A 26,373-nucleotide genomic window follows, 5' to 3' on the forward strand; every position below is an offset into this window, starting at 1 on the left:
CCATGCCGAACTCAGAAGTGAAACGCCGTAGCGCCGATGGTAGTGTGGGGTCTCCCCATGCGAGAGTAGGACACTGCCAGGCATCAAATAAAACAACAAGCCTCATGCGAAAGCATGGGGCTTTTTGTTTTGTCTGTTATCTGGCGTTCTGCACGAGCATGGGCATGCGAAAGGCCCGTCGGGAACGGGCCTTAACGCCGCGTGCGGCGGCCCCGGAGGGGAGAGTCTCAGGATGAGACGAATTGTGTAGGACAAATCCGCCGGGAGCGGATTTGAACGTTGCGAAGCAACGGCCCGAAGGGGGGCGGGCAGGACGCCCGCCATAAACTGCCAGGCATCAAATAAAGCCGAAAGCCCTGAACGTCGGTTCAGGGTTTTTTGCTATGCGTAAAACGCAAAAAGCGCAGCTACGCTGCGCCCTTCAACCACTCGACAATAAAGTCGGCGATGCTTTCCGGTTGATTAAGATCCAAATGCTTAGCCGCGATGGATAGCGGCCGGTCGCTGGCTACCGCCACGACAAACTGATCCAGCATGTCTTCTAGCGGCCTGCCGATCTCGGCCCGATAAAGCAGGATCTTGCTGACCGGCTCATGTTTGAACCCTTCCACCAGAATCACATCGACCTTCTCTGCATCAAAACGTTCTGCCAGGTAGCGCAGGTCCAAAGGCTGTTGTTCCGGCGTTTCGGTCATTAACGCCCAGCGGCGATCGCTGGCGACCAGCGTTTGGTCGGCACCCGCTTTGCGGAGCTCATAGCTGTCTTTACCCGGCGTATCCACATCCATCTCATGATGCGTATGCTTTATCAGCCCAACCCTTACCTGGCGCTGTTTCAGCATCGGGATCAGCTGTTTGAGCAGGGTGGTTTTTCCCGTTCCGCTATAGGCACCGATGGCCAGCAAGGGGGGCAATGAACGATTCATTTCTTTAGCTCGCGTGCTTGCTGCCAATTCCGGCAGTCTTCCGGCGTATTCAGATTATGAAATGCCGCTTGTTGCCCGCTGAACACCACGCGTTGTGCGTTAATCTGATGCAAGAACAGCATTAGCTTGCGTTCACCCCGCGCCAGATAGTCAGCCAGCTGCGGCGCTGTTTGGGTATGCAATAACGCCAGCGTAGGGTGATCCCGTTCGCCATCGCTGGCAAAGGCGGCCGGCGCCGCGCCTTTTCGCCGCCAGAGTTGCGCGACTAAGTCGGTGGGAAAGTCGGGGACGTCACAAGGGACGAAGGCTACCCACTCGTTGGGAGATTGCTTGAGTCCGGCGAGCATGCCGGCCAACGGCCCGGCGAAATCGGGCGTCAGATCGCCAATCACCGGCAGCCCGCTCGCCTGGTAGCGTGCCTGATGGCGATTGGCGCTGATGGCGACGGAAGCCACCTGCGGCCGTAATCGTGCCAGAACATGCTGATAGAGTGCGATACCGCCAATCGACACCAGGCCTTTGTCCTCACCGCCCATACGTGTGGCTCGCCCGCCGGCCAAAATTACGCCGCTGATTTCTTTATGCATCTCGTTTATCTCGCCTTGTCGATGCGCTGATTGTAGCGCTAAAGCCGGCGTGACATCAGGATTTACCTTTATTGACAAGCCGGTTCTTTCACTGAGTGGGTAAGCCTGTTACTTTGTGAGTTTATTCATGCTATTGGACGATATTGAGATGAAAACGCATCGCGTAAACGAGTTGATCGAGCTGTTGCACCCGGCCTGGCAGGAAGATCCCGATCTCAATTTGATGCAGTTTTTGCAAAAGCTGGCGCAGGAAGCGGGTTTTCAGGGCGAGTTGTCCGAGCTGAGCGACGACATTCTTATTTACCACCTGAAAATGCGCGGTAGCGCCGGCACGGATCAGATCCCGGGCCTGAAGAAAGATTACGAAGAAGATTTTAAAACGGCGCTGTTGCGCGCTCGTGGCGTTATCAAGGATTGACTCTCGTGCGGTGCGAGAAAGCATAGCTCGTGAAACGCGCCATTAATGCTACTATTTCTCATTCCCGGCACCGTGCTGTCAGCAAACAAACGTTATGAATAACTCTGCTTTTAATTTCGAAACCCTATCGCCCGATTTGATTATGGACGCGCTGGAAGGGGTTGGCCTGCGCGTCGATTCCGGCCTGACGGCGCTGAACAGCTACGAGAACCGCGTCTATCAGTTTATGGACGAAGATCGCCGGCGCTACGTGGTGAAGTTTTACCGCCCGGAGCGCTGGAGCGCCGCGCAGATCGGTGAGGAGCACCAGTTCGCTCTGGATCTGGCCAATGCGGAGATCCCGGCGGTGGCACCGCTGGCGCTGCAAGGCGCTACGCTGCATACGCACGCTGGTTTCTTCTTTGCGCTGTTTCCCAGCGTGGGCGGGCGGCAGTACGAGATAGACAACCTGGATCAGTTGGAATGGGTAGGCCGTTTCCTGGGGCGCATCCATCAGGTCGGCGGTGAGCGTTTGTTCGCCGAGCGGCCGACGATGGGGGTTGAAGAGTATCTCACCGCCCCGCGTCAGGCGCTGGCCGATTGCGAGCTGTTGCCGGCGGCGCAGCGCGATGCGTTTCTGCAGGCGACGGATAAACTGATTGCGGCGATCAAGCCGCACTGGCATCTGAACTGGCAGCCGCGCCGTTTGCACGGTGATTGCCATCCGGGCAATATTCTGTGGCGCGACGGCCCGCTGTTTGTCGATCTTGACGATGCGCGTAATGGCCCGGCAGTGCAGGACTTGTGGATGCTGCTGCACGGCGAACGGCGCGATCAGTTGATGCAGCTGGACGTCTTGCTGGAGGCGTACGGCGAATTTGCCGAGTTCGATCAGCGTGAGTTGGCGTTGATTGAGCCGCTGCGGGCGATGCGCATGGTGTATTACCTGGCCTGGGTCGCCCGCCGTTGGCAGGATCCGGCCTTCCCTAAGAGTTTTCCGTGGATGGCGGAGTCTGATTTCTGGTTGTCTCAGACTGCGGCCTTCACCGAACAGGTTAAGCTGTTACAGGAGCCCCCTCTGCAGCTGACGCCAATGTATTGAAGCTTTAACACAATGGAGAGTTTAGTCTTATGAAAAAAATATGGTTGGCGCTCGTTGGCATGGTGATGGCATTCAGTGCCTCGGCGGCACAGTTTAGCGATGGCGCTCAGTATGTCACCCTGGACAAGCCGGTGACCGGTGAGCCGCAGGTGCTGGAGTTCTTCTCTTTCTACTGCCCGCACTGCTACCAGTTCGAGCAGGTTTATCACGTGTCCGAGAACGTGAAAAAGGCGCTGCCTGCCGGCACCAAAATGACCAAGTACCACGTTGAGTTCCTGGGGCCGCTGGGCAAACAGCTGACTCAGGCTTGGGCGGTGGCGATGGCGCTGGGCGTGGAAGACAAGGTGAGCCCGCTGATGTTTGAAGCGGTGCAGAAAACCCAGACCGTGCAAACGCCGGACGATATCCGTAACGTCTTCGTGAAAGCGGGCGTGAGCGCCGCTGATTATGATGCGGCCTGGAACAGCTTCGTGGTGAAATCCCTGGTGGTTCAGCAGGAGAAAGCCGCGGAAGATCTGCAGCTGCGCGGCGTGCCGGCGGTATTTGTGAACGGTAAATACATGGTGAAAAACGATGGCCTGGACACCAGCTCGATGGATGCTTACGTGAAGCAGTTCGCCGACGTGGTTAAATTCCTCAGCCAGCAGAAATAAGCCTGACGCAATATGAAAAACGCCGGCATCGCCGGCGTTTTTTTATCCGTATTGCCGCTTCAATTTATCCAGTAAGCGGTCTTTTTCCTGCCATAGCGTATTCAGCCATAGCTGGAAGCGCCGCTTGAACTGTTTGTCGTTGAAGTAGTCCCCGTGCAGGGTTTCATCGATCGGCAGCGTTTCTATTCTCACCACGATACGCGTCAGCCGGCCACACAGCATATCCATAAAGGGATGCTGGTTATTTTCCGGATAGAGCAGGGTCACGTTCAACACTTTGTCGAACTGATTGCCCAGCGCGCTGAGCGTAAACGCAATGCCGGCGGCTTTGGGTGCCAGCAAATTGCGATACGGCGAATTGCTTTTAATTTTCTTGGCTTCCGTGAAGCGCGAACCCTCGACAAAATTGACGATGGTGGTCGGGCGCTGGCGAAATTTTTCGCAGGAACGGCGTGTCGTTTCGATATCCTTGCCGCGCTTCTCCGGGTGCTTGAGCAAATAGGCGCGGGAGTAACGCTTCATGAAAGGCATATCCAGTGCCCAGCAGGCCAGGCCGACAAAAGGCACCCAGGCTAGCTGTTGCTTGAGGAAATACTTATTCATCGGAATATGATTTCTGAACAGCACGCACAATACGACAATGTCCGACCAACTTTCGTGGTTGCTGATCAGCAGATACCAGTTTTTACGATCCAGCCCTTCCAGCCCTTCAATATCCCAACGCAATTGCCCGTTAATGCGCAATAACAGCGCCAGCCCCTGACACCAACACCACATCATGAAATCGGCGAAGGCCGAGATATATCGCCAGACGGCGGGAATGGGCACCAGGAGTTTCACGATGCCGGCCAGCGTAATCGGGATGGAGCACAACACCGTCACCAGAATGGTGAGTATGACGGAAATGATAAAGATAACAGGCGTTAACAATCTTGGCATGGTTATGGGCTGACGGTTGTTGAGAACATCGTTGCATGCCGAAGCGCATGAACAAAAACATATTTTAACAGAAATCGCCGGGGTAAAGCGCCGCTAAAAATGACTGTTTTTCGTCTCATTGGATAACCATTTGCCGAGTTTTTGTGCAACTTGTCCAGCTTGTGCTATGGTAATTGAGGCGTCGAATTTGATTAATAGTGCGATTAAAATCCGGCGAAAGTTATATCCACAAATCCAATAAAAGCCAGTAATAAAGCGTCGCCGGAATTCGTTCTTTTAACGCGGTGATTTAAATAGGAATTTTATTCGCCGTTATAACGATAATCGCAGCGTTATAATTCGGTCTCTTTTCTATGCACAAAGTTATCCACAGGTAAGATCTTGCGGATCCTCGCACACAATCTCATCATTTTCGCCCGCAATGCACGCTAAGGTTCGTCTCCGGCGGCCAGCTATGGCATGCTTAGCCCTATGTCCGATCACGATAAAGAAACGCTATGGCCCAGATTGCAGAAAACCCACTAATCCTGGTTGACGGTTCCTCCTACCTCTACCGCGCTTATCACGCCTTCCCGCCGCTGACCAATTCGGCGGGCGAGCCGACCGGCGCGATGTATGGCGTGCTGAATATGCTGCGCAGTCTGCTGCTGCAGTATCAACCGAGCCACGTTGCCGTGGTGTTTGATGCCAAAGGGAAGACCTTCCGCGATGAGCTGTTCGCCGAATACAAGTCGCACCGGCCGCCGATGCCGGACGATCTGCGCGCGCAGATCGAGCCGCTGCACAGTATGGTCAAGGCGATGGGCCTGCCGCTGCTGGTGACGCCCGGCGTTGAGGCGGACGATGTCATCGGTACGCTGGCGCTGGAGGCCGAAAAGGCCGGCCACGCGGTGCTGATCAGCACCGGCGACAAAGACATGGCGCAGCTGGTGACGCCGAATGTCACCCTGATCAACACCATGAACAACACGATCCTCGGCCCGCAGGAAGTGTGCGACAAATACGGCATTCCGCCGGCGCTGATCATCGATTTCCTGGCGCTGATGGGCGATTCATCGGACAACATCCCCGGCGTGCCGGGCGTGGGCGAGAAAACTGCCCAGGCGTTGCTGCAGGGCATCGGCGGGCTGGATGCGCTGTACGGCAATCTGGATAGCATCGCCACGCTGAGCTTCCGCGGCGCCAAAACCATGGCGGCCAAGTTGGAGCAGAATAAAGACGTCGCGTACCTCTCCTATAAGCTGGCGACGATCAAAACCGACGTCGAGCTGGATCTGACCTGTGCGGAGCTGACGGTGTCCGAGCCGGATGTCGATGCGCTGCAACAGCTGTTCAAACAGTACGAGTTCAAACGCTGGCTGGCGGACGTGGAAGCTGGCGTATGGCTGGAAAACAAGAAAGGCGCGGGCGCGAAAGCTGCCGGCGCCGCCAAACCGGCCGTCGTCGCGGATGCGCCGAAAGCGCTGGCGGAGGCCAGGCTGTCGCAGGAGGGGTATGTCACCATCCTGGATGAAGCGACCTTTACCGACTGGCTGGCACGGCTGAAAAAGGCCGAGGTGTTTGCTTTCGATACCGAAACCGACGGCCTGGATACCCTGACCGCCAACCTGATCGGCCTGTCCTTCGCGATCGCGCCGGGTGAAGCGGCTTATTTGCCGGTGGCGCACGATTATCTGGATGCCCCGCCACAGCTGGATCGCACCTACGTGCTGGAAGCGCTCAAGCCGCTGCTGGAGGACGATAAAGCGCTGAAGGTCGGGCAAAACCTGAAGTTCGACATGAGCCTGCTGGCGCGCTACGGCATCGAGATGCGCGGTATCGCCTATGACACCATGCTGGAGTCCTATGTGCTGGACAGCGTAGGCGGCCGTCATGATATGGACAGCCTGGCCGATCGTTATCTGGGCCACAAAACCATCACCTTCGAAGAGATCGCCGGCAAGGGCAAAAATCAGCTGACGTTCAACCAGATCGCGCTGGAGCAGGCGGCGCCTTACGCTGCCGAAGACGCCGACGTTACGCTGCAGCTGCACCTGGCGATGTGGCCGCAGCTGCAACAGAGCGCGGAGCTGCTGACGGTGTTCAACGAGATTGAAATGCCGCTGCTGCCGGTGCTGTCGCATATCGAGCGCACGGGGGTGCTGATCGATCCGGCCATTTTGTCGGCCCACTCCCAGGAGCTGGCCAAGCGTCTGGCCGAGCTGGAGGCGCAGGCCCACGAGCTGGCGGAAGAGCCGTTCAACCTGGCGTCGACCAAGCAGCTGCAGGCTATCTTGTACGAAAAACAAAAGCTGCCGGTGCTGAAGAAAACCCCGGGCGGGGCGCCTTCTACCAATGAAGAGGTGCTGGCCGAGCTGGCGCTGGACTATCCGCTGCCGAAGGTGATCCTGGAATACCGCGGCCTGGCGAAGCTAAAGACCACCTATACCGACAAGCTGCCGCTGATGATCAATCCGGTCAGCGGCCGGGTGCATACCTCGTACCATCAGGCGGTGACCGCCACCGGCCGTCTCTCCTCGAGCGATCCGAACCTGCAGAACATCCCGGTGCGCAACGAAGAAGGGCGGCGCATCCGCCAGGCCTTTATTGCACCGGAAGGTTACCGCATCGTCGCCGCCGACTACTCGCAGATCGAGCTGCGCATTATGGCGCATCTGTCACAGGATGAGGGGCTGCTGAAGGCCTTCGCCGAAGGGAAAGACATTCACCGCGCCACGGCGTCGGAAGTCTTCGGCGTGCCGTTGGATAAAGTGACCGGCGAGCAGCGCCGCAGCGCCAAGGCGATTAACTTCGGCCTGATTTACGGCATGAGCGCCTTCGGCCTGGCGCGCCAGCTGGGGATCCCGCGTGGGGAGGCCCAACGCTATATGGATCTGTACTTCGAGCGTTACCCGGGCGTGCTGGACTACATGGAGCGCACCCGCCAGCAGGCTTCCGAGCAGGGCTATGTCAGCACGCTGGACGGGCGCCGCCTGTACCTGCCGGACGTCCGCTCCAGCAACGCCATGCGCCGCAAGGCGGCCGAACGTGCCGCCATCAACGCCCCGATGCAGGGTACGGCGGCCGATATCATCAAGCGTGCGATGATCGAGGTCGACGCCTGGCTGCAAGGGCAGGAGAAGCCGCTGGTGCGCGCGATCATGCAGGTGCACGATGAATTGGTGTTTGAGGTGCACGAGTCGGTGATCGAAGAAGCCAGCCAACGTATCCGCCAACTGATGGAAGGCAGTATGACGCTGGCGGTGCCGCTGAAGGTCGATGTGGGCGTCGGCATGAACTGGGATGAGGCGCACTGATCGCCTTTTTATCGCCGGATGCGCTAACTGGCTAGAACCTAAGCACTTTTCGTAATTAAGCTACAAGATGCGGCGATAGTTTCCCCAACTTCGCCGTTCTTGCGCCGCAAATTGTGTAAGTAAACTACAAAAAATTCTTTTGCCCTGCGAAAAAATGAGGTAGAGTTACAGGCGTAGGGTACAGAGGTAAGATGTTCTATCTTTCAGACCTTTTACTTCACGTAATCGGATTTGGCTGAATATTTAGCCGCCCCAGTCAGTATTGACTGGGGCGTTTTTTATTGTAAAAACAGCAACAAACCATACGTTTTTCCTATCGCTCCGCACCGCTTTCCGTTCCCGCTTCCGCTCCTTCAACGCCCTAATCCGGCGAGATAAGCCTGCCTTGGCGATAAGTTTTTATGATGGCTTTATTTCAAAACTGTAATTAGATAACGAAAAATCCCGCCTTCAGCCGATCGGCGAGCATAAAAAAGCCGATGCGGTGAGGCATCGGCTCGGGCGTTCGGCCGGGGCTTATTCGCCGGCTTCGTCTTCCGGCAGCACTTCCGGCGGGATCTCGTTAAACCAGGTGTCCAGCTTCTGGCGCAGTTTGTCGACGCCGATCTTTTTCAGCGACGAGAAGGCTTCTACCTGGATATCACCCATAAACGGCAGCACTGCTTCACGCACCATATTGAGCTGCGCCTTGCGAGCGCCGGAGGCCAGCTTGTCGGCCTTGGTCAGCAGCAGCAGCACCGGCGTGCCGACGTCGACCGCCCACTGGATCATCTGCTGGTCGAGATCTTTCAGCGGATGGCGAATATCCATCAGCACCACCAGGCCTTTCAGGCTATTGCGCATCTGCAGGTATTCGCCCAGCGCGCGCTGCCATTTGCGCTTCATCTCTTCCGGCACTTCGGCGTAGCCGTAACCCGGCAGGTCGACCAAGCGGATGCCGTCTTCCACTTCGAACAGGTTGATCAGCTGGGTGCGCCCCGGTGTCTTACTGGTGCGCGCCAGGCTTTTTTGGTTGGTCAGGGTATTCAGCGCGCTGGATTTCCCGGCGTTGGAACGGCCGGCAAAGGCGACTTCAATTCCTGCATCCCCCGGCAGATGGCGAATATCGGGTGCGCTGGTGACGAAATGGGTCACATGATAGTTGTAGTTCTTGCTGGTCAAAATTTTTCGTCTCCGTGAGGATGGCTAACTGGTTGGCGATTATAACTGCATCAGCGGTAAAAATGGCGTGTTTCTCGGTTTTTAAGCGGCGAGACGCGATAAAACGACAGTTATGCCGAGCGTGCGTTGTGAGACATTTGCCATTCGAATCGCGGGTAATGTCGCTTTATTCGAAAGTGATATTTCTGTTTTTATTTTAAAAACAACATGTTGTTTTTTCGTTGTGTGGAAATCTCGCCCAAATCGGTGTCAGGTGCCTTGAGCCTGCGCAACAATAACGTAAAGTAGTCGTTAACGCAGGGTTGCGCAGGATTAGGGAACATCCGGGAAGGGTGACAAATCTCAGGGAATGCACAGGGCGTGCAATGAGTGCCAGGACGAACGCAAAAGGAAGTGACCCTTTCGCAGCGGAATAGGCGGTGGGCACATCGGATGGTGAAGTAGCGGCAGTGTGGATGCCAGCAGGAGGCGCGCTCGGGAAGAGCGGATGCGAATGGATTGCGCCATGGACGATTTTTCTTTCAGGATGAAGGACCTAGTGGCAGGGAATGCGGTTATAGCAGAGGGAAAAACCGGGATGTTGCATGTGCGCAAGGAGCGCGTAACAGGAATACCCTTCGCGAGAAGGTGCGAAATAGGCGGCAGGTTTAACCTGCCGCCTTTTTTCTTTGCCCGCTTTCTGCTAGATTCCGCCGCAATTCTATACTGAATCTACATACCTAAGAGCACACGCTATGAACCAGCCATCAAAAGCACCTCGCGGCAGCGCGGCGAAGTCAAAAACGAAAAAGAAAAGCCGTATGGAGCTCGATCAGGAAGCGCGCGAGCGTAAACGCCTGAAAAAGCGCCGTGGCCTCGCTTCCGGTTCGCGCACCCAGGTTGAGTCCGGCAGCCAGAAAAACAAAGCGGCGGCAGCAGCCAAAGATCCGCGTATCGGCAGTAAAGTGCCGGTGGCGCTGGTGGTCGACGAAACCAACGTGAAGGCCAAACCGCAGCCGAAGCCAAAGGCCGAAGCGAAACCGCGCCTGTCGCCGGAAGAGGAGCTGGCGAAGCTGGAAAATGACGAGCGTCTGAACGCGCTGCTGGATCGCATCGACGACGGCGAAACGCTGAACGCGCAAGAGCAGGCGTATGTCGACAAGACGCTGGATCGCATCGATGTGTTGATGGACGTGCTGGGCATCGAACTGGGCGAAGACGACGACGAAGAAGAAGAAAAGCAGGAAGATATTCTGAAGCTGCTGAAAGGCGGCAATCCGAAAGACGCCTTTTAACGCGCTATGTGGCTAATCCCGACAATAGCCCTACTCTTGATGTGTTATCTGCTGTGGTTATTCGGTAAACTATGGCGGCTGTCTAGGCGCAAAGCGCGTTTTCGCAGCGCTTCCGTGGCCAGACAGCGCAGACAACCGCCCCTCTCCCGGCCCGGTAGAAAAAGATATCGGAAGGAGTGAGCATGTCAGAGCAGACGATTGTCTGGGATTTGGCCCTGATCCAAAAATATAACTACTCAGGGCCGCGTTATACTTCATACCCCACGGCGCTGGAGTTTAACCAGCGCTACGACGAAGCGGCGTTTCAACGCGCCGCTGCGCGTTACCCTGAGCGGCCGCTGTCGCTGTATGTGCATATCCCTTTCTGTCATAAGCTGTGCTACTTCTGCGGCTGCAACAAGCTGGTGACGCGCCAGACGCACAAGGCCGACGAATACCTGAACGTTTTGGCGCAAGAGATCGCCAGCCGTGCACCGCTGTTCGCCGGCCGTAAGGTCGGCCAGATGCACTGGGGCGGCGGTACGCCGACCTACCTGGATAAAGCGCAAATCAGCCGGCTGGTGGCGCTGCTGCGCGAACATTTTGATTTCCTGCCCGATGCGGAGATGTCGATCGAGATCGATCCGCGCGAGATAGAGCTGGATGTGCTCGATCATTTACGCGCCGAAGGCTTTAACCGCCTGAGCATGGGGGTGCAGGATTTCAACAAGCAGGTGCAGCAGCTGGTCAACCGTGAGCAGGACGAGGCCTTTATCTTCGCCCTGATAGAGCGGGCCAAAGCGCTGGGCTTCCGTTCGACCAATATCGATCTGATCTACGGCCTGCCGAAACAGACGCCGGAAAGCTTCGCTTTTACGCTGCAGCGGGTGGCTGAGCTGAATCCCGATCGCCTCAGCGTGTTCAACTACGCGCATATGCCGAACTTGTTCGCCGCCCAGCGCAAAATCAAAGACGCCGACCTGCCGGGCGCGCAGCAGAAGCTGGATATCCTGCAGCAGAGCATCGCTTTCCTGACCGATGCCGGCTATCAGTTTATCGGCATGGATCACTTTGCGCGCCCGGACGACGAGCTGGCCATCGCCCAACGCGCAGGCAAGCTGCATCGCAATTTCCAGGGCTATACCACCCAGGGCGACAGCGATCTGCTGGGGCTGGGCGTGTCGGCCATCAGCATGCTCGGCGACAGCTATGCGCAGAACCAGAAAGAGCTGAAGCATTACTATGGCAGCGTACAGACGCGGGGTAACGCGCTGTGGCGCGGGCTGGCGCTGACGGACGACGATTGCCTGCGGCGCGATCTGATCAAAACCCTGATCTGCAACTTCCGCTTGGCGTATCCGCCGCTCGAACGGCAATACGGCATCGATTTCACCGCTTACTTCGCCGAAGACCTGCAGCTGCTGGCGCCGTTTGAACGCGATGGGCTGGTGGAGCGCGACGAGCAGGGCATTCGCGTCACGCCGCGCGGGCGCTTGCTGATCCGCAATATCTGCATGTGTTTCGACCGCTATCTGCGGCAACAGGCGCGCAGCCAGCAATTCTCACGGGTGATCTGAGGATGAAAAAACAGCCGCTGATGCGGCTGTTTTTTTAACTGAAGAAGTTAATCAGCGCGGCGCACAACACCGCGGCAACCGCCGCCTGCGGGGTGTGGCTGGCAGCGGAGCCCAGCTCCGCGCCCTGAGAAATGAACACGATGAATGAGTCCAGCATCGTCAACCTCCAGAGTGTGCGACACGATCATACTGCGCCTGCACCGGCTGTAAAGCCTGCGGTTGGCGTTTTTTTGTGCGCCGGACTGCGTTTTTCATCATCCACCTCGCTCCTATTCCATGCCCAGCTCTTTGAGCTTGCGGGTCAGGGTATTGCGCCCCCAGCCCAGCAGGCGCGCGGCTTCCTGTTTGTGCCCCTGGGTGTGGCGCAGCGCGGTGGTGAGCAGCGTGCGCTCCATTTCCGGCTGCGCTTCCGACAGCAGGTTTTGATGACCGGAACGCAGCGCGCGATCGGCCCACTGCGCCAGCAGCGTGGCCCAGCTGTCCGGCAGACTGTGGCTGGGGCTTTCCGGCGCGGTGGTTTCAAACAGCTCACCCGGCAGATCCTGGATCAGCACTTCCTGCCCGGCGGCCATCACCGTCAGCCAGCGGCAGGTGTTCTCCAGCTGGCGCACGTTGCCCGGCCAGGGCAGGCGGGTCAGCGCGGTTTCGGTTTCCGGGTGCAGGTTCTTGGCCTCGACGCCTAACTCTTTGGCGGCGATCTGCAGGAAGTGGCGCGCCAGCCGCGGGATGTCTTCACGGCGCTCGCGCAGCGGCGGCAGGTGTACGCGGATCACGTTCAGGCGGTGGAACAGATCCTCGCGGAACTTGCCTTCCTGTACCCGCAGCTCCAGGTTCTGGTGCGTGGCGGCGATGATGCGCACGTCAACCTTCACCGGCGCATAGCCGCCGACCCGGTAGAACTGGCCGTCCGCCAGCACCCGCAGCAGGCGCGTTTGCACGTCGAGCGGCATATCGCCGATCTCGTCGAGGAACAGCGTGCCGCCGTCGGCCTGTTCAAAACGGCCCTGACGAATTTGGTTCGCGCCGGTGAAGGCGCCTTTCTCGTGGCCGAACAGCTCGGACTCGATCAAATCCTTGGGGATGGCGGCCATGTTCAGGGCGATGAACGGCGACTTGGCGCGCGGGCTGTGGCGGTGCAGCGCATGTGCCACCAGCTCCTTGCCGGTGCCGGATTCGCCGTTGATCAACACGCTGATCGACGAACGCGACAACCGGCCGATGATGCGAAACACGTCCTGCATCGCCGGCGCTTCGCCGATGATGTCCGCCGCCGGATCGCTGGCCGGCTGGCTGCGCACCGGCTGTTGCTGCTCCTGATAATGGCTGATGGCGCGCTCGACCAGCGCTACCGCTTCGTCGATGTCGAACGGCTTCGGCAGGTAGTCGAAGGCCCCTTGCTGATAGGCGCTGACGGCGGCGTCCAAATCCGAATGCGCGGTCATGATGATCACCGGCAGCATCGGATGGCGCTGTTTGATCTGCTTGAGCAGCGCCAGGCCGTCTATACCCGGCATGCGGATATCGGACAGCAGCACGTCGGGGGTTTGCGTGGCCAAGGCTTCCAGCACGTCATTGCCGCCTTCGAAGGTGGCGCAGCTCAGGCCCGCGCCGGTGAGCGCGCGCTCAAGCACCCAGCGGATGGAGCTATCGTCATCGACGATCCAGACTATCCCTCGTTGCATAGCAAACCTCACTGGCGAATGGGCAGGTAGACCGAGAATTCGGTATGACCTGGCCAACTGTTGAATTCAATTTTTCCGCAATGCTGATCGATAAGATTGCGGGCGATGGATAATCCCAGGCCGGTACCGCCTTCACGGCCGCTGACCATCGGGTAGAACAGCGTGTCCTGCAGCTGCGCCGGTACGCCGGGGCCGTCGTCTTCGACGTCGATGCGCGCCGCCAGGCGGTAGCGGGTGCCGTGCAACGTAATCTGAAACGCGGTGCGGGTGCGCAGCGTGATGGTGCCGCCCGCCTCGCCCAGCGCCTGCAGCGCGTTGCGGGTGATGTTCAGCAGCACCTGTTCAATCTGATCCGGGTCGTGGGCCATTTCCGGCAGGCTCGGATCGTAGTCGCGCACCAGCGTGACGTTATCCGGCATTTCCAGCGACACCAGCTGGCAGACGCGCTCCGCGACCTGATGAATGCTCTGGGTAATGTGCTGGCCGGGCCGCTGTGGGCCGAGCAGGCGATCCACCAGATTGCGCAGCCGATCGGCCTGCTCGATGATCACCTTGGTGTATTCGGTCAGCGCCGGATCGGGCAGCGCCTTGGCCAGCAGCTGCGCCGCGCCGCGCAGGCCGCCCAGCGGGTTCTTAATCTCGTGTGCCAAACCGCGTACCAGATCGCGGGCGGCTACCTGTTGGGCATGCTGCAGCTGTTCCTGGCTCAGGCGGCGCTGATTGTCCATCGGCGCCAGCTCGACCAGGATATAGCCTTCCGGCAGCGCCTGAGCGGTCAGGGAAAGGATGTGCGCACGGCCGTCGACCACCAGGGTCACTTCGTTGTCGGTGAAGCCCTGACCGGCGCGCAGGCTTTCGCGCATCAAAGAGACGTTCAGCGAAAAATAACCGAGCAAATCGGGCAGCGGCGTGCCGAACAGCTTGCGGGAGCTTTGCGCCAGCAGCTGCTGTGCCGCCGGGTTGGCGTAGTGAACCGCCAGTGAGTCATCCAACAGCAGGATGCTGTTGATGAGTGAATTGAGGATCTGCCCAGCATCGGGCAGCTTGCCAGTTGCCATACAGCAGACTCCTGCACCTTTTTAGTGCATCTATCCTACTCCATCCGGGATCGGCGCGGTATGGAATAGTTTTGCAGAAAATACGGTGGAGAAAAAAACCCATCCGAAGATGGGCTGAAAGTTTCCACGGCAACAAAAAAGCGATAACAAAAATGTGGGCGCCGTCCGCCTGTGCAGACGGCGCGGGTAGGGCTTAGACGCTGTAGTACAGTTCGAACTCAACCGGGTGTGGCGTCATGCGAACGCGGTCCATTTCTTCTTTGCGCAGTTCGATGTAGGCATCGATCGCATCGTCGGTGAACACGCCGCCGCGGGTCAGGAACTCGCGGTCTTCGTTCAGTGCGGCCATCGCCTCGTCCAGCGAACCGGCCACTTTTGGGATCTCGGCTTCTTCTTCCGGCGGCAGGTCGTACAGGTTTTTGTCCATGGCGTCGCCAGGGTGGATCTTGTTGATGATGCCGTCCAGGCCGGCCATCAGCAGCGCGGCGAAGCACAGGTAGGGGTTAGCCGCCGGATCCGGGAAGCGGGCTTCGATGCGGCGCGCTTTCGGGCTGGAGACCACCGGGATGCGGATGGACGCGGAGCGGTTACGGGCGGAGTAAGCCAGCATCACCGGCGCTTCGTAGCCTGGCACCAGACGTTTGTACGAGTTGGTGGTCGGGTTGGCCAGGGCGTTGATCGCTTTGGCGTGCTTGATGATGCCGCCGATGTAGAACAGCGCGGTTTCAGACAGGCCGCCGTATTTGTCGCCGGCGAACAGGTTGGTGCCGTTCTTGGACAGCGACATGTGGCAGTGCATGCCGGAACCGTTGTCGCCGAACATAGGCTTCGGCATGAAGGTCGCGGTTTTGCCGAAGGCGTGCGCCACGTTGTGCACCACGTATTTGTAGATCTGAATTTCGTCGGCTTTCTTGGTCATGGTGTTGAAGCGGGTTGCCACTTCGTTCTGACCGGCGGTTGCCACTTCGTGGTGGTGCGCTTCAACCACCAGGCCCATCTCTTCCATGGTCAGACACATGGTGGAACGCAGATCCTGCGAAGAGTCGACCGGCGGAACCGGGAAGTAACCGCCTTTCACCGCCGGACGGTGGCCTTTGTTGCCGCCGTCGTATTTTGTACCGGAGTTCCAGGCGCCTTCGATGTCGTCGATGGCCACGTGGGAACCGCGGATGCTGCTGCCGAAGCGGATGTCGTCGAACAGGAAGAACTCAGGCTCTGGCCCGAACAGCACGGTATCCGCGATGCCGGAGGAGCGCAGGAAGTCTTCGGCACGCTTGGAGATGGAGCGCGGGTCGCGATCGTAGCCTTGCATGGTGCCCGGCTCGAGAATGTCGCAGCGAATGATCAGCGTAGGTTCTTCGAAGAACGGATCCAGAACCGCTGTGCTGGCGTCCGGCATCAGCACCATGTCAGATTCGTTGATGCCCTTCCAACCACCGATAGAGGAGCCGTCAAACATTTTACCTTCTTCGAAGAAGTCGGCGTTTACTTGGTGAGCCGGGATAGTCACGTGCTGTTCCTTACCCTTGGTGTCAGTGAAACGCAGGTCTACGAATTTCACTTCATGCTCATTCAGCATCGTCAAAACGTGTTCAGCGGACATACTTAACTCTCCCGGTTTATCATTGTCGTCGTCGTGGAACGAATCTGTGGAACTGGCTTTTTTTCGCCTTGAAAAGACTAAAGCGAAAAGCGTGCCAACTTTTAGAAAAGGCTTTTATCGCCTCTCTGCGCGGGTTTTACCCAGCCACAGTATGCACCATCAACGATAAATTGCACTGTTATGGTGCAATAAGGGTGGGCGTGGGCACCGAAATGGTGCAAAAGTGCAACGATTGCGGCTTTTTGCACCGTGAAAGGGATCACAAACTGACCGGTACGCGGTTGTTTATAAGAGATGGTTGTGATCTTGTTTAGTCCCTCGCTTAATACGTGTACAATAGCGCGCTATTTCTAATGCCCGAGGCAAAGCTGTGATCGAAAATTTGCGTAACATCGCCATTATTGCCCACGTTGACCATGGTAAAACCACCCTGGTTGATAAGCTGCTGCAACAATCCGGTACTTTCGGAGAGCGTGCGGAAGCCACCGAACGCGTAATGGACTCCAACGATTTGGAGAAAGAGCGTGGGATTACCATCCTCGCAAAAAACACCGCCATTAATTGGAACGGTTACCGTATCAACATCGTGGATACCCCGGGACACGCCGACTTCGGCGGCGAGGTAGAGCGTGTGATGTCGATGGTTGACTCGGTGCTGCTGGTTGTGGATGCAATGGATGGCCCTATGCCGCAAACCCGCTTCGTGACCAAGAAGGCCTTCGCCAACGGTCTGAAGCCGATCGTGGTCATCAACAAGGTTGACCGTCCTGGCGCGCGCCCTGACTGGGTTGTGGATCAGGTGTTCGACCTGTTCGTGAACCTCGACGCGACCGACGAGCAGCTCGACTTCCCGATCATCTACGCTTCTGCGCTGAACGGCATCGCCGGCGTCGACCACACCGACATGGCGGAAGACATGACCCCGCTGTATCAGGCGATCGTCGACCACGTGTCTGCGCCACAGGTTGAGCTGGAAGCGCCATTCCAGATGCAGATCTCCCAGTTGGACTACAACAACTACCTGGGCGTTATCGGCATCGGCCGCATCAAGCGCGGTAAAGTGAAGCCGAACCAGCAGGTCACCATCATCGACAGCGAAGGTAAAACTCGCAACGGTAAAGTGGGCAAAGTGCTGGGCCACCTGGGTCTGGAGCGTATCGACAGCACCCTGGCGGAAGCGGGCGACATCATCGCCATCACCGGCCTGGGCGAGCTGAACATCTCCGACACCATCTGCGACACCAACGCCGTAGAAGCGCTGCCGGCGCTGTCCGTCGACGAACCGACCGTAACCATGTTCTTCAACGTCAACACCTCGCCGTTCTGCGGTAAAGAAGGCAAGTACGTGACGTCGCGTCAGATCCTTGATCGTCTGAACAAAGAGCTGGTACACAACGTAGCGCTGCGCGTTGAAGAAACCGACGATGCGGACGCCTTCCGCGTATCCGGCCGTGGCGAACTGCACCTGTCGGTGCTGATCGAAAACATGCGTCGCGAAGGTTTCGAGCTGGCGGTTTCCCGTCCGAAAGTTATCTTCCGTGAAATCGATGGCCGCAAGCAGGAGCCATTCGAGAACGTAACGCTGGATATCGAAGAGCAGCATCAGGGTTCCGTGATGCAGGCGATGGGTGAGCGTAAAGCCGACCTGAAAAACATGGATCCGGACGGTAAGGGCCGCGTGCGTCTCGACTACGTGATCCCAAGCCGCGGTCTGATCGGCTTCCGTAACGAATTCATGACCATGACTTCGGGTACCGGCCTGCTGTACTCCACCTTCAGCCACTACGACGACGTGCGTCCGGGCGAAGTGGGCCAGCGTCAGAACGGCGTGCTGATCTCCAACGGCCAGGGCAAAGCGGTCGCGTTCGCGCTGTTCGGCCTGCAGGATCGCGGCAAGCTGTTCCTGGGCCACGGTGCGGAAGTGTATGAAGGCCAGATCATCGGTATTCACTCACGCTCTAACGACCTGACCGTAAACTGCCTGACCGGTAAGAAGCTGACCAACATGCGTGCTTCCGGTACTGACGAAGCGACTACCCTGGTTCCGGCCATCAAAATGACCCTGGAGCAAGCTCTGGAGTTCATCGATGACGACGAACTGGTAGAAGTGACGCCAACCTCGATCCGTATCCGTAAGCGTCACCTGACGGAAAACGATCGTAAGCGTGCCAGCCGCGGTCCTAAAGACGCTTAATCGCTGATTGAGTGTCCCATGCTTAGGGCGCGGTTCTCGCGCCCTGAGTTTTTTCCTCTGTTGTTCCCCGTTTGTGCGGCGCGCTCTGCGCTTTTCCGTTCGCTCCCTGTTCAGCTGTTCTTTTTCCCGCTACAGTGAAATCTCACCGGCCCATCAGGAGAGGACTATGCTGTATATCTTTGATTTAGGTAATGTGATCGTCGATATCGATTTCAAGCGTGTGCTGGGCGTGTGGAGCAATTTGAGCGGCACGCCGTTGGCGGTGCTGTCCGATCGTTTCGCGATGGGTGAGGTGTTCCAGCAACATGAGCGCGGTGAAATCAGCGATGAAGACTTCGCCGGCAAACTGTGCGATGAAATGGGCATCGCGCTCAGCTTCGAGCAGTTCGCCACCGGCTGGCAAGCGGTATTCGTGGCGCTGCGCCCGGAAGTGATCGACATCATGCAGCGTCTGCGCAACGAAGGCCACCGGGTGGTGGTGCTGTCGAACACCAACCGTTTGCACTGCAACTACTGGCCGCAACACTATCCTGAAGTGGCCGCCGCCGCCGATCATCTCTATCTGTCGCAAGATCTCGGCATGCGCAAGCCGGAAGCAGACATCTACCAACACGTGTTGGCCGTGGAAAACGTCGACGCCGCCGATGCGGTGTTCTTCGACGATCACCCGGCGAACGTCGCCGCTGCGCAGGCGCTGGGGATCAAGGCGGTGCACGTCATCGATCGCGACGTGGTGCCGGCCTACTTTGCTCAATGAGCGCAGGGCGCGTTAAGCTTAAGGCGTATCAACTGACATCAAGGAGTGACCATGTCGTTTTTCCGCCGCAAGAAGCTGCCCTCTGCGATTAAGCCCGGCGTCACCTTCGGACGGCTGCTGTACCAGCGTATCGATCATGATGGCCTGACGATGTTGGCGGGCCATCTCGCCTATGTTTCCCTGCTGTCGCTGGTGCCGCTGGTCACCGTGGTGTTCGCCCTGTTCGCCGCTTTCCCGATGTTCTCCGACATCAGCGAGCAGCTGAAGAGCTTTATTTTTTCCAACTTCGTGCCGGCCGCCGGCAACGTGATCCAGAATTACCTGGAACAGTTCGTCGCCAACTCCAACAAGATGACCGCCGTCGGCACCTGCGGGCTGATCGTCACCGCGCTGCTGTTGATCTCCTCGGTGGACAGCGTGCTGAACACCATCTGGCGCAGCAAGAACAAGCGGCCGATCGTCTTCTCCTTCGCCGTGTACTGGATGGTGCTGACGCTGGGGCCGCTGCTGGTGGGGGCCAGCATGGCCATCAGCTCTTACCTGCTGTCGCTCAACTGGTTGGCGCAGACCGGTGTCAACGGCTTGGTGGATCAGGTGCTGCGCATCTTCCCGCTGATTTTGTCGTGCATCTCCTTCTGGCTGCTGTATTGCATCGTACCGACGGTGCGGGTGCCGCCCAAAGACGCGCTGATTGGCGCAGTGGTGGCCGGGTTGCTGTTTGAGCTGGGCAAGAAGGGATTTGCGCTGTACGTCACCATGTTCCCCTCCTATCAGCTGATTTACGGCGTGCTGGCGGTGATCCCGATTTTATTCCTGTGGGTCTACTGGAGCTGGTGTATCGTGTTACTCGGCGCGGAAATCACCGTGACCATCGGCGAATACCGCGACTACCGCCGGCAGAAGGCGGAGCAACAGGAACAGAAACCAGAAGGGCAGCAGGAATGATTGCGTTGATTCAACGGGTGTTAAACGCCAGCGTCACGGTGGGTGGCGAGACGGTAGGTAAGATTGGCCCCGGTTTGTTAGTGTTATTGGGCGTAGAGCAGGGCGATAACGAGCAAAAAGCGCAGCGCCTGTGCGAACGCGTGTTGGGATACCGCATTTTCGGCGACGAGAACGACAAGATGAATCTCAACGTCCAGCAGGCCGGGGGCAGCGTGCTGGTCGTTTCCCAGTTCACCCTGGCGGCGGATACCCAGAAGGGCATGCGGCCCAGCTTCTCGCGCGGCGCTGCGCCGCAGGAAGCCGATCGGTTGTATCAATATTTTGTTGGTCAGTGCCGCGAACGCGGCGTAGAGACCCAGACCGGCGAGTTCGCCGCCGACATGCAGGTGGCGCTGGTCAACGATGGTCCGGTGACATTCTGGCTACAGGTCTAAGCATTCGGAGAACAGGCGTCTATGTATCACCTACGAGTACCCGTAACAGAGCAAGAACTGCAGGAGTATTATCAGTTTCGCTGGGAAATGCTGCGTAAGCCGCTGCATCAGCCGGTGGGTTCGGAAAAGGATGCCTATGACGCCATGGCCCATCACCAAATGGTGGTGGACGAAGCCGGTAAAATCGTCGCCGTTGGGCGGCTGTACATCAATGCCGACAACGAGGCGGCGATCCGTTTTATGGCGGTAGACCCGACGCTGCAGGATAAAGGTCTGGGGACGCTGGTGGCGATGACGCTGGAGTCCGTTGCGCGGCAGGAAGGCGTGAAGCGGGTGGTGTGCAGCGCCCGTGAGGACGCGGTGGATTTCTTCGCCAAGCTGGGATTCGTCAATCAGGGGGAGATCACCGCGCCGCAGACCACGCCGATCCGACACTTTTTGATGATCAAACCGGTGGCGACGCTGGACGATATCCTGCATCGCCCCGACTGGTGCGGCCAATTGCAGCAGGCATGGTATGAACACATCCCGCTGAGCGAAAAGATGGGCGTGCGCATCAGCCAATACACCGGCCAGCGCTTCGTCACCACCATGCCGGAAATCGGCAACCAGAATCCACACCATACGCTGTTCGCCGGCAGCCTGTTCTCGCTGGCGACGCTGACCGCCTGGGGGCTGATTTGGCTGCTGCTGCGCGAGCGCCATCTCGGCGGCACCATCATTCTGGCGGACGCGCACATTCGCTACAGCAAACCGATCACCGGCAGGCCGCGGGCGGTGGCGGATCTCGGCTCGCTGAGCGGCGATTTGGCGCGTCTGGCGCGCGGCCGCCGCGCGCGCGTACACGCCGAAGTGCATCTGTTCGGCGACGAGGATAAAGGCGCGGTGTTCGAAGGCACCTACATGGTGTTGCCGGCCGAGCCGGATGTGCCGCTGGATCAGGGCGGCTCTGAAGCGTTGGAAGAGTAAGACGGCGGCCCTGCCCTGAGGGCGGGCCGCGCAGTGCATTACGGCAGTTGTTGGTTCACCGCCTGGCCCTCGCCGGCGGTGGCCTGCAGAGTGCCCTTCAACGAGGCTTTGAACGGCCCGTCGCTGTTCAGCAGCCCTTTCAACTGCAGCTCAAGGTTGCCGTCGCCCGTCAGCGGCACCGGCTGCCATCCCCATTGCTGCAAGGTGTTGATCGGCACCGAACGGCCGTGCAGCGTTAGCTGGAACGGCTTGCCCGGCAGCTGATCGACGGTCGCTTTGGCTTCCAGCAACCCATTAGGCATGAAGGCGCTGAGCTCGGTGACGGCGATCTGGTTGGCATCGGCGTTCAGCGCCAGCGAAGGGCGCCGCACGTCTATCTTGTTGAAAGTGGCTTCGCTGCCGTTCAGGTTCAGCGAGCCGGACCAGATGCCCCACTGGTGGTCGCGTGCCAGCAGCAGGTTGCTGCCGTAGCCGTCCAGCGCGGTGATCTGGAACGGGAACGCCGGGTTGATATCGATGATCAGATTGCGGTTGGTGGTCAGTTTGGTGATGTACACCTCCGCCAGCCAGTCCGGCAGCGGTTTCAGCCACAGCTCACGCCAGTCGATCGGCAGGGTATACTCCAGCGCCGCCATGGCCACTTCATCCAGCTGCAAGCGTTTGCCGGCGCGCAGCCAGTTGCCGGAGGTGCGCAGCAGGCCACCTTCCCAGCGGGTGGTGAATTGCTGAATGGCGATGCCGGCGGAAGAGAGCCGCAGGGTGGCGATCGGATCGATCAGGTGGAAACCGCCGTTGATCACGTCGCCGGCGTTGACGTTGAGCGAACCGTCTTCGCTGCGCCAGTCGCCTTTTTCGACGCTGACGTTCTGCAGCGACAGATCGAGATCGTTAAACGCCCATGTCTTGCCTTCCAGGCGCGCATCGATCAGATCGAAACGCTTGAGGGTGACCGGCGGCAGCGTGGTAAAGCGCTGCATGAATTCCGCCAGCGTCAACGGGGTTTGCATACGCACGCCGCTCAGCCGCAGGCGATCCACCTGCCAGCTGCCGTCGGCGGCGCGGCTGGCCACGCCGGTCAGGTCGCCCTGCGCCAGATCGGCACCGAAGTTGTTCAACAGCAGCTGGCCCTGTTTCTGCTCCCCCTGCACCAACACCTTCGAGGCGGGGATGCCGTTCAGCGTCATCGAGCCGGCGCTGAACTGGAACTGGTTGTTGTCCCCCAGCAGATGGCCGGCCAGCGGGTGCCACGGCGTGATGCCGGCAGTGACCTGCTGCGCGTTGAGCTGCCACTCGTTATCGTTGGACTGCAGCGCCATGTTGCTCAGCTGCAGCACGTCGGCCTGTACGGGCAGCGCCGCCGCCTGCGGCTGCACGTTCAGCGTGCCGTCGCGCAGCGTAACGCTGTGGAAATAGCGCGGTTCGGTGATTTGGCGCAGGCTGAGGCCGAGATCGACGCGTTTGGCGACCAGCGCCTGCGGCTGGCCGTTGCGCGCCAGCTGCACGTCTTCCAGAGCGATCTGGTCCGGCTGGCTCCACGAATGGGTGATTTTTCCTATCGACAGGCGGTATTCGCTGTTGTCGCTGATCCAGGCGCTCAGGCGGCCTGCCGCCCAGCGGGTTTGCCCCACCAGGTACAGCACCACCACCGCCAACACGATCAGCAGCAGCAACGTCAGCAACAGCTTTCCGATAAATTTCATCGTCTACATCCGCATCGGTCAAAAAAGATACCCTGTTTATGCCGCAATTGGCCGGGCATCTCAAGGGCAATGGTCTGATAGACAATAAAAAACGGCCGCAAGCGGCCGTTTGAACGTCAATGGACGGGTTACTTTTTCTCGTGTTCCTGCGGGAACACCAGATTCAGCACGATGGCGGTAATGCCGCCGGCGGCGATGCCGGAAGAGAGCAGGGTTTTCAGCCAGTCCGGCGCGAACTGCAGGATCAGCGGCTGCTGGGAGACGCCCATGCCGACGGCCAGCGACAGCGCCATGATCATGATGGCGCGGCGGTTCAGACGCTCGCGCGACACGATGCGCACGCCGGAGGCGGCGATGGTGCCGAACATCACGATGGTTGCGCCGCCCAGGACCGGCTCGGGAATGTGCTGTACGAAGCCGGCCACCGCCGGGAACAGCCCCAGCGCGATCAGCATCAGCGCCACCACGAAGCCGACGTAGCGGCTGGCGACGCCGGTCAGCTGGATCACGCCGTTGTTCTGGCCGAAGCAGGAGTTGGGGAAGGTGTTGAACACCGCCGACAGCATCGAGTTCAGGCCGTTGGCCAGCACGCCGCCCTTCAGGCGCTTCATGTACAGCGGCCCGCTGACCGGCTGTTCGGAGACGTCGGAGGTGGCGGTGATGTCACCGATGGTTTCCAGCGAGGTGACCATAAAGATCAGCATCAGCGGCAGCAGCAGGTTCCAGTCGAAGCCCAGGCCGTAATAGAGCGGCGTGGGGATGGTGATCGCCGCCGTGGGGGCCGCCGGTGCGTCGGCGGGCAGCATGTCCATCGCCCAGGCCAACAGATAGCCGACCGCCATGGCGATCACCAGCGAAGCCACGCGCAGGTAAGGGTTGCGCTGGCGGTTCAGCAGGATGATCACCGCCAACACTGCGCCGGCCAGCAGCAGGTTTTTCGGCGAGCCGAAGCTGTGATCGTTCATCGCGGCGTAGCCGCCGCCGATCGAGGTCAGGCCGACCTGAATCAGCGACAGGCCGATGATCATCACCACGATGCCGGAAACCAGCGGGGTGATGATGCGGCGCGCCAGATGCAGCACGCGCGACAGCAAAATTTCGGTGCAGGAAGCGACCATCAGGGTGCCGAACAGCGCGGCCATCATGGTCGGCACGTCGGCGCCGCCGTTTTTCAGCGCCAGACCGCCCATGATCAGTGGCGAAACGAAGTTGAAGCTGGTGCCCTGAATCGACAGCAGCCCGGAACCCACCGGCCCCCAGGTTTTGATTTGCAGAATGGAAGCCAGACCGGAGGCGAACAGCGACATGCTGATAATGTGCTGGGTATCCTGTGCCGGCAGACCCAGCGCCTGGCAGATCAGCAGGGCCGGAGTGATCACCGCGACGAACATCGCCAGCAGATGCTGGCCGGCGGCAAACAGCGTTTGTGGCAGCGGCGGGCGATCTTCCAGGCGATAAATCAGTTCACTGGCGCGGGGTTCTGAGGCGGCTTGGCGCGCGGCATCAAGCTCGGAGGATGACATGCTCATGGTGTGGCGTTTCCAGATACGGCAAAGCAGGCATTTTAATGCGCCGCCCCGCAAAAGCAAACGGTTGCGCGTAAATATTATGTTGCCGACTTTCTCGTTTATGTCGCATTTTCATTCATTTTTTCTTGTCATCTCAGCGTTTTTTACTTCTAATCCTGCACTCATCAAGTTTAAAAACTCAGTGGTTTTCTATAACTTATTATTTTTATTTGGATCTTTTTCCTTACATGGAGTACCTGGATGTTTCATCTTGATACTTATGGCACGTTAGTCGCGGCGACGCTGGTTTTGCTCCTCGGGGGCAAGTGCGTCAGAACCATTCCTCTGCTGCGAAAATATACCATTCCTGCTCCCGTCGCCGGCGGTTTGCTGGTGGCCCTCCTGCTGTTAGCCCTGAAAAAGCTCGTCAACTGGGAAATCAGTTTTGACATGTCGCTGAAGGACCCGCTGATGCTGGCCTTCTTCGCCACCATCGGCCTGAACGCCAACCTGGCGCGTTTGCGCGCCGGCGGCAAGGTGCTGGTGGTGTTCCTGTTCGTGGTGCTGGGGTTGCTTATCGTGCAGAACGCCATCGGCATCGGCATGGCGAAAATGCTGGGGCTGGATCCGCTGATGGGCCTGATCGCCGGGTCGATCACCCTGTCGGGCGGGCATGGTACCGGGGCGGCCTGGAGCAAGCTGTTCATCGAGCGCTACGGTTTTGAAAACGCGACGGAAGTCGCCATGGCCTGCGCCACCTTCGGGCTGGTGCTGGGCGGCCTGATCGGCGGCCCGGTGGCGCGCTATCTGGTCAAGCACTCCTCCACGCCGGAAGGCACCCCGGAAGACAGCGTGCAGCCGAGCGGCTTCGAGAAGCCGGAAAGCGGCCGCCTGATCACCTCGCTGGTAATGATCGAAACCATCGCCATGATCGCCATCTGCCTAAGCCTGGGGCAGCTGATTGCCGGCCTGCTGAGCGGTACGGTGTTTGAACTGCCGAACTTCGTTTGCGTGCTGTTCGTCGGGGTGATCCTCAGCAACACGCTGGCCTTCACCGGTTTCTATACCGTGTTCGAGCGGGCGGTATCGGTGCTGGGCAACGTCAGCCTGTCGCTGTTCCTGGCGATGGCACTGATGAGCCTGCGTCTGTGGGAGCTGGCCTCGCTGGCGCTGCCGATGCTGGCGATCCTGGCGGTGCAGACGCTGGTCATGGCGCTGTATGCGATCTTCGTTACCTACCGGGTGATGGGTAAAAACTACGACGCGGCGGTGCTGGCCGCCGGCCACTGCGGCTTCGGCATGGGCGCCACGCCGACGGCGATCGCCAACATGCAGGCGATCACCGATCGCTTCGGCCCTTCGCACGTGGCGTTTTTGGTGGTGCCGATGGTGGGGGCGTTCTTTATCGATATCGCCAATGCCATCGTCATCAAGCTGTATCTGCTGCTGCCGGTGTTCCCGGCGGTGGGGTGATATCGCGAGTCATCACGAAAAGGGCGCCTGCGGCCTGTCTCTTGATCAGATCTCTTGCTCGAGAGACTTGGCCAGCAGATAACCCTCAAGGATGGTTTGCAGTTTGAACCATCCTTCCCATAATCTCTCCCATCCCACTCGACCCGTGCGTTTACTGTC

The 26,373-nt window shown here is 58.9% G+C and carries 23 protein-coding genes and 1 rRNA gene; 14 read left to right on the plus strand and 10 right to left on the minus strand.

The annotated features are described in order from the left end of the window. Positions 1-82, plus strand: a 5S ribosomal RNA gene (gene rrf / locus M6G53_RS25680); the annotation flags it as partial. Positions 83-407: 325 nt separating this feature from the next. Here the strand turns inward: rrf and mobB are convergent. After that, positions 408-926 (minus strand): molybdopterin-guanine dinucleotide biosynthesis protein MobB, encoded by a 519-nt coding sequence (mobB, locus tag M6G53_RS23020; RefSeq protein WP_253334731.1) that lies wholly within the window; start codon positions 924-926, stop codon positions 408-410. Next, positions 923-1,513 carry a molybdenum cofactor guanylyltransferase MobA gene (gene mobA, locus M6G53_RS23025; protein WP_253334735.1) on the minus strand — a complete coding sequence of 197 codons (591 nt, stop codon included), beginning with the start codon at positions 1,511-1,513 and terminating at the stop codon, positions 923-925. Before mobA ends, mobB begins: the two co-directional genes overlap by 4 nt. A gap of 148 nt (positions 1,514-1,661) precedes the next feature. Here mobA and M6G53_RS23030 point away from each other — a divergent pair, with 148 nt between their 5' ends. From M6G53_RS23030 to dsbA, 3 genes are all read left to right on the plus strand, one after another. Beyond that, positions 1,662-1,931, plus strand: a complete 270-nt coding sequence (locus M6G53_RS23030) for a YihD family protein (protein WP_033638631.1) — start codon at positions 1,662-1,664, stop codon at positions 1,929-1,931. A 94-nt stretch (positions 1,932-2,025) separates the two neighbouring features. Next, on the plus strand, positions 2,026-3,012 hold the full coding sequence (locus tag M6G53_RS23035) for a serine/threonine protein kinase (RefSeq protein WP_253334736.1): 987 nt from the start codon (positions 2,026-2,028) through the stop codon (positions 3,010-3,012). 29 nt (positions 3,013-3,041) lie between these two features. Then, positions 3,042-3,665 carry a thiol:disulfide interchange protein DsbA gene (dsbA, locus tag M6G53_RS23040; RefSeq protein WP_253334737.1) on the plus strand — a complete coding sequence of 208 codons (624 nt, stop codon included), beginning with the start codon at positions 3,042-3,044 and terminating at the stop codon, positions 3,663-3,665. Positions 3,666-3,707: 42 nt separating this feature from the next. Here the strand turns inward: dsbA and yihG are convergent, their stop codons facing one another. Then, a complete protein-coding gene (gene yihG, locus M6G53_RS23045; protein WP_253334738.1) occupies positions 3,708-4,604 on the minus strand; it encodes a 1-acylglycerol-3-phosphate O-acyltransferase, YihG family in 897 nt (298 codons plus the stop codon). Between the two features lie 497 nt (positions 4,605-5,101). Between yihG and polA the strand changes: the two genes are divergently transcribed. Both polA and spfP read left to right on the plus strand, forming a co-directional pair. Further along, on the plus strand, positions 5,102-7,900 hold the full coding sequence (gene polA, locus M6G53_RS23050; protein WP_253334739.1) for a DNA polymerase I: 2,799 nt from the start codon (positions 5,102-5,104) through the stop codon (positions 7,898-7,900). A gap of 191 nt (positions 7,901-8,091) precedes the next feature. Beyond that, complete coding sequence (spfP, locus tag M6G53_RS25745) at positions 8,092-8,139, plus strand: small protein SpfP (protein WP_071892919.1); 48 nt, start codon at positions 8,092-8,094, stop codon at positions 8,137-8,139. Positions 8,140-8,416: 277 nt separating this feature from the next. On the opposite strand, the gene yihA is transcribed toward spfP, so the two are convergent. Next, a complete protein-coding gene (gene yihA, locus M6G53_RS23055; protein ID WP_197781704.1) occupies positions 8,417-9,061 on the minus strand; it encodes a ribosome biogenesis GTP-binding protein YihA/YsxC in 645 nt (214 codons plus the stop codon). Positions 9,062-9,795: 734 nt separating this feature from the next. Here yihA and yihI point away from each other — a divergent pair. Both yihI and hemN read left to right on the plus strand, forming a co-directional pair. Further along, entirely contained in the window at positions 9,796-10,335 is a 540-nt protein-coding gene (gene yihI / locus M6G53_RS23060) for a Der GTPase-activating protein YihI (protein ID WP_253334740.1), read from the plus strand. A 182-nt stretch (positions 10,336-10,517) separates the two neighbouring features. Further along, on the plus strand, positions 10,518-11,891 hold the full coding sequence (hemN, locus tag M6G53_RS23065; protein WP_253334742.1) for an oxygen-independent coproporphyrinogen III oxidase: 1,374 nt from the start codon (positions 10,518-10,520) through the stop codon (positions 11,889-11,891). A gap of 34 nt (positions 11,892-11,925) precedes the next feature. On the opposite strand, the gene M6G53_RS23070 is transcribed toward hemN, so the two are convergent. The 4 genes from M6G53_RS23070 to glnA all read right to left on the minus strand — a co-directional run bounded on the left by M6G53_RS23070 (position 11,926) and on the right by glnA (position 16,234). Beyond that, complete coding sequence (locus tag M6G53_RS23070) at positions 11,926-12,048, minus strand: YshB family small membrane protein (RefSeq protein ID WP_015379453.1); 123 nt, start codon at positions 12,046-12,048, stop codon at positions 11,926-11,928. Between the two features lie 112 nt (positions 12,049-12,160). Beyond that, the gene (glnG, locus tag M6G53_RS23075; RefSeq protein WP_253334744.1) at positions 12,161-13,573 is read right to left on the minus strand and encodes a nitrogen regulation protein NR(I); all 1,413 of its coding nucleotides are present in this window, start codon (positions 13,571-13,573) and stop codon (positions 12,161-12,163) included. Positions 13,574-13,581: 8 nt separating this feature from the next. After that, the gene (gene glnL / locus M6G53_RS23080; RefSeq protein ID WP_004931246.1) at positions 13,582-14,631 is read right to left on the minus strand and encodes a nitrogen regulation protein NR(II); all 1,050 of its coding nucleotides are present in this window, start codon (positions 14,629-14,631) and stop codon (positions 13,582-13,584) included. Between the two features lie 193 nt (positions 14,632-14,824). Beyond that, on the minus strand, positions 14,825-16,234 hold the full coding sequence (gene glnA, locus M6G53_RS23085; protein ID WP_019452181.1) for a glutamate--ammonia ligase: 1,410 nt from the start codon (positions 16,232-16,234) through the stop codon (positions 14,825-14,827). 370 nt (positions 16,235-16,604) lie between these two features. Here glnA and typA point away from each other — a divergent pair, with 370 nt between their 5' ends. From typA to fabY, 5 genes are all read left to right on the plus strand, one after another. Next, positions 16,605-18,428, plus strand: a complete 1,824-nt coding sequence (typA, locus tag M6G53_RS23090) for a ribosome-dependent GTPase TypA (RefSeq protein ID WP_004931243.1) — start codon at positions 16,605-16,607, stop codon at positions 18,426-18,428. Positions 18,429-18,594: 166 nt separating this feature from the next. Beyond that, a complete protein-coding gene (yihX, locus tag M6G53_RS23095; protein ID WP_253334746.1) occupies positions 18,595-19,185 on the plus strand; it encodes a glucose-1-phosphatase in 591 nt (196 codons plus the stop codon). Positions 19,186-19,236: 51 nt separating this feature from the next. Next, the gene (locus M6G53_RS23100) at positions 19,237-20,130 is read left to right on the plus strand and encodes a virulence factor BrkB family protein (RefSeq protein ID WP_049201866.1); all 894 of its coding nucleotides are present in this window, start codon (positions 19,237-19,239) and stop codon (positions 20,128-20,130) included. Beyond that, entirely contained in the window at positions 20,127-20,564 is a 438-nt protein-coding gene (gene dtd, locus M6G53_RS23105; protein WP_025304712.1) for a D-aminoacyl-tRNA deacylase, read from the plus strand. Before M6G53_RS23100 ends, dtd begins: the two co-directional genes overlap by 4 nt. Before the next feature lie 21 nt (positions 20,565-20,585). Continuing rightward, positions 20,586-21,533, plus strand: a complete 948-nt coding sequence (gene fabY / locus M6G53_RS23110; RefSeq protein WP_253334748.1) for a fatty acid biosynthesis protein FabY — start codon at positions 20,586-20,588, stop codon at positions 21,531-21,533. 38 nt (positions 21,534-21,571) lie between these two features. Here the strand turns inward: fabY and M6G53_RS23115 are convergent, their stop codons facing one another. Both M6G53_RS23115 and M6G53_RS23120 read right to left on the minus strand, forming a co-directional pair. Beyond that, positions 21,572-23,233, minus strand: coding sequence for an AsmA family protein (locus M6G53_RS23115; RefSeq protein WP_253334749.1), 1,662 nt, complete (start codon positions 23,231-23,233; stop codon positions 21,572-21,574). Positions 23,234-23,361: 128 nt separating this feature from the next. Next, positions 23,362-24,762, minus strand: a complete 1,401-nt coding sequence (locus M6G53_RS23120; protein ID WP_019452186.1) for a nucleobase:cation symporter-2 family protein — start codon at positions 24,760-24,762, stop codon at positions 23,362-23,364. Between the two features lie 240 nt (positions 24,763-25,002). Between M6G53_RS23120 and gltS the strand changes: the two genes are divergently transcribed. After that, on the plus strand, positions 25,003-26,214 hold the full coding sequence (gene gltS, locus M6G53_RS23125; protein WP_038872558.1) for a sodium/glutamate symporter: 1,212 nt from the start codon (positions 25,003-25,005) through the stop codon (positions 26,212-26,214). Positions 26,215-26,373 lie beyond the last annotated feature (159 nt).

It is taken from the genome of Serratia nevei (genome assembly GCF_024160145.1).
In the GTDB taxonomy this organism is placed as follows: Bacteria; Pseudomonadota; Gammaproteobacteria; order Enterobacterales; family Enterobacteriaceae; genus Serratia; species Serratia nevei_A.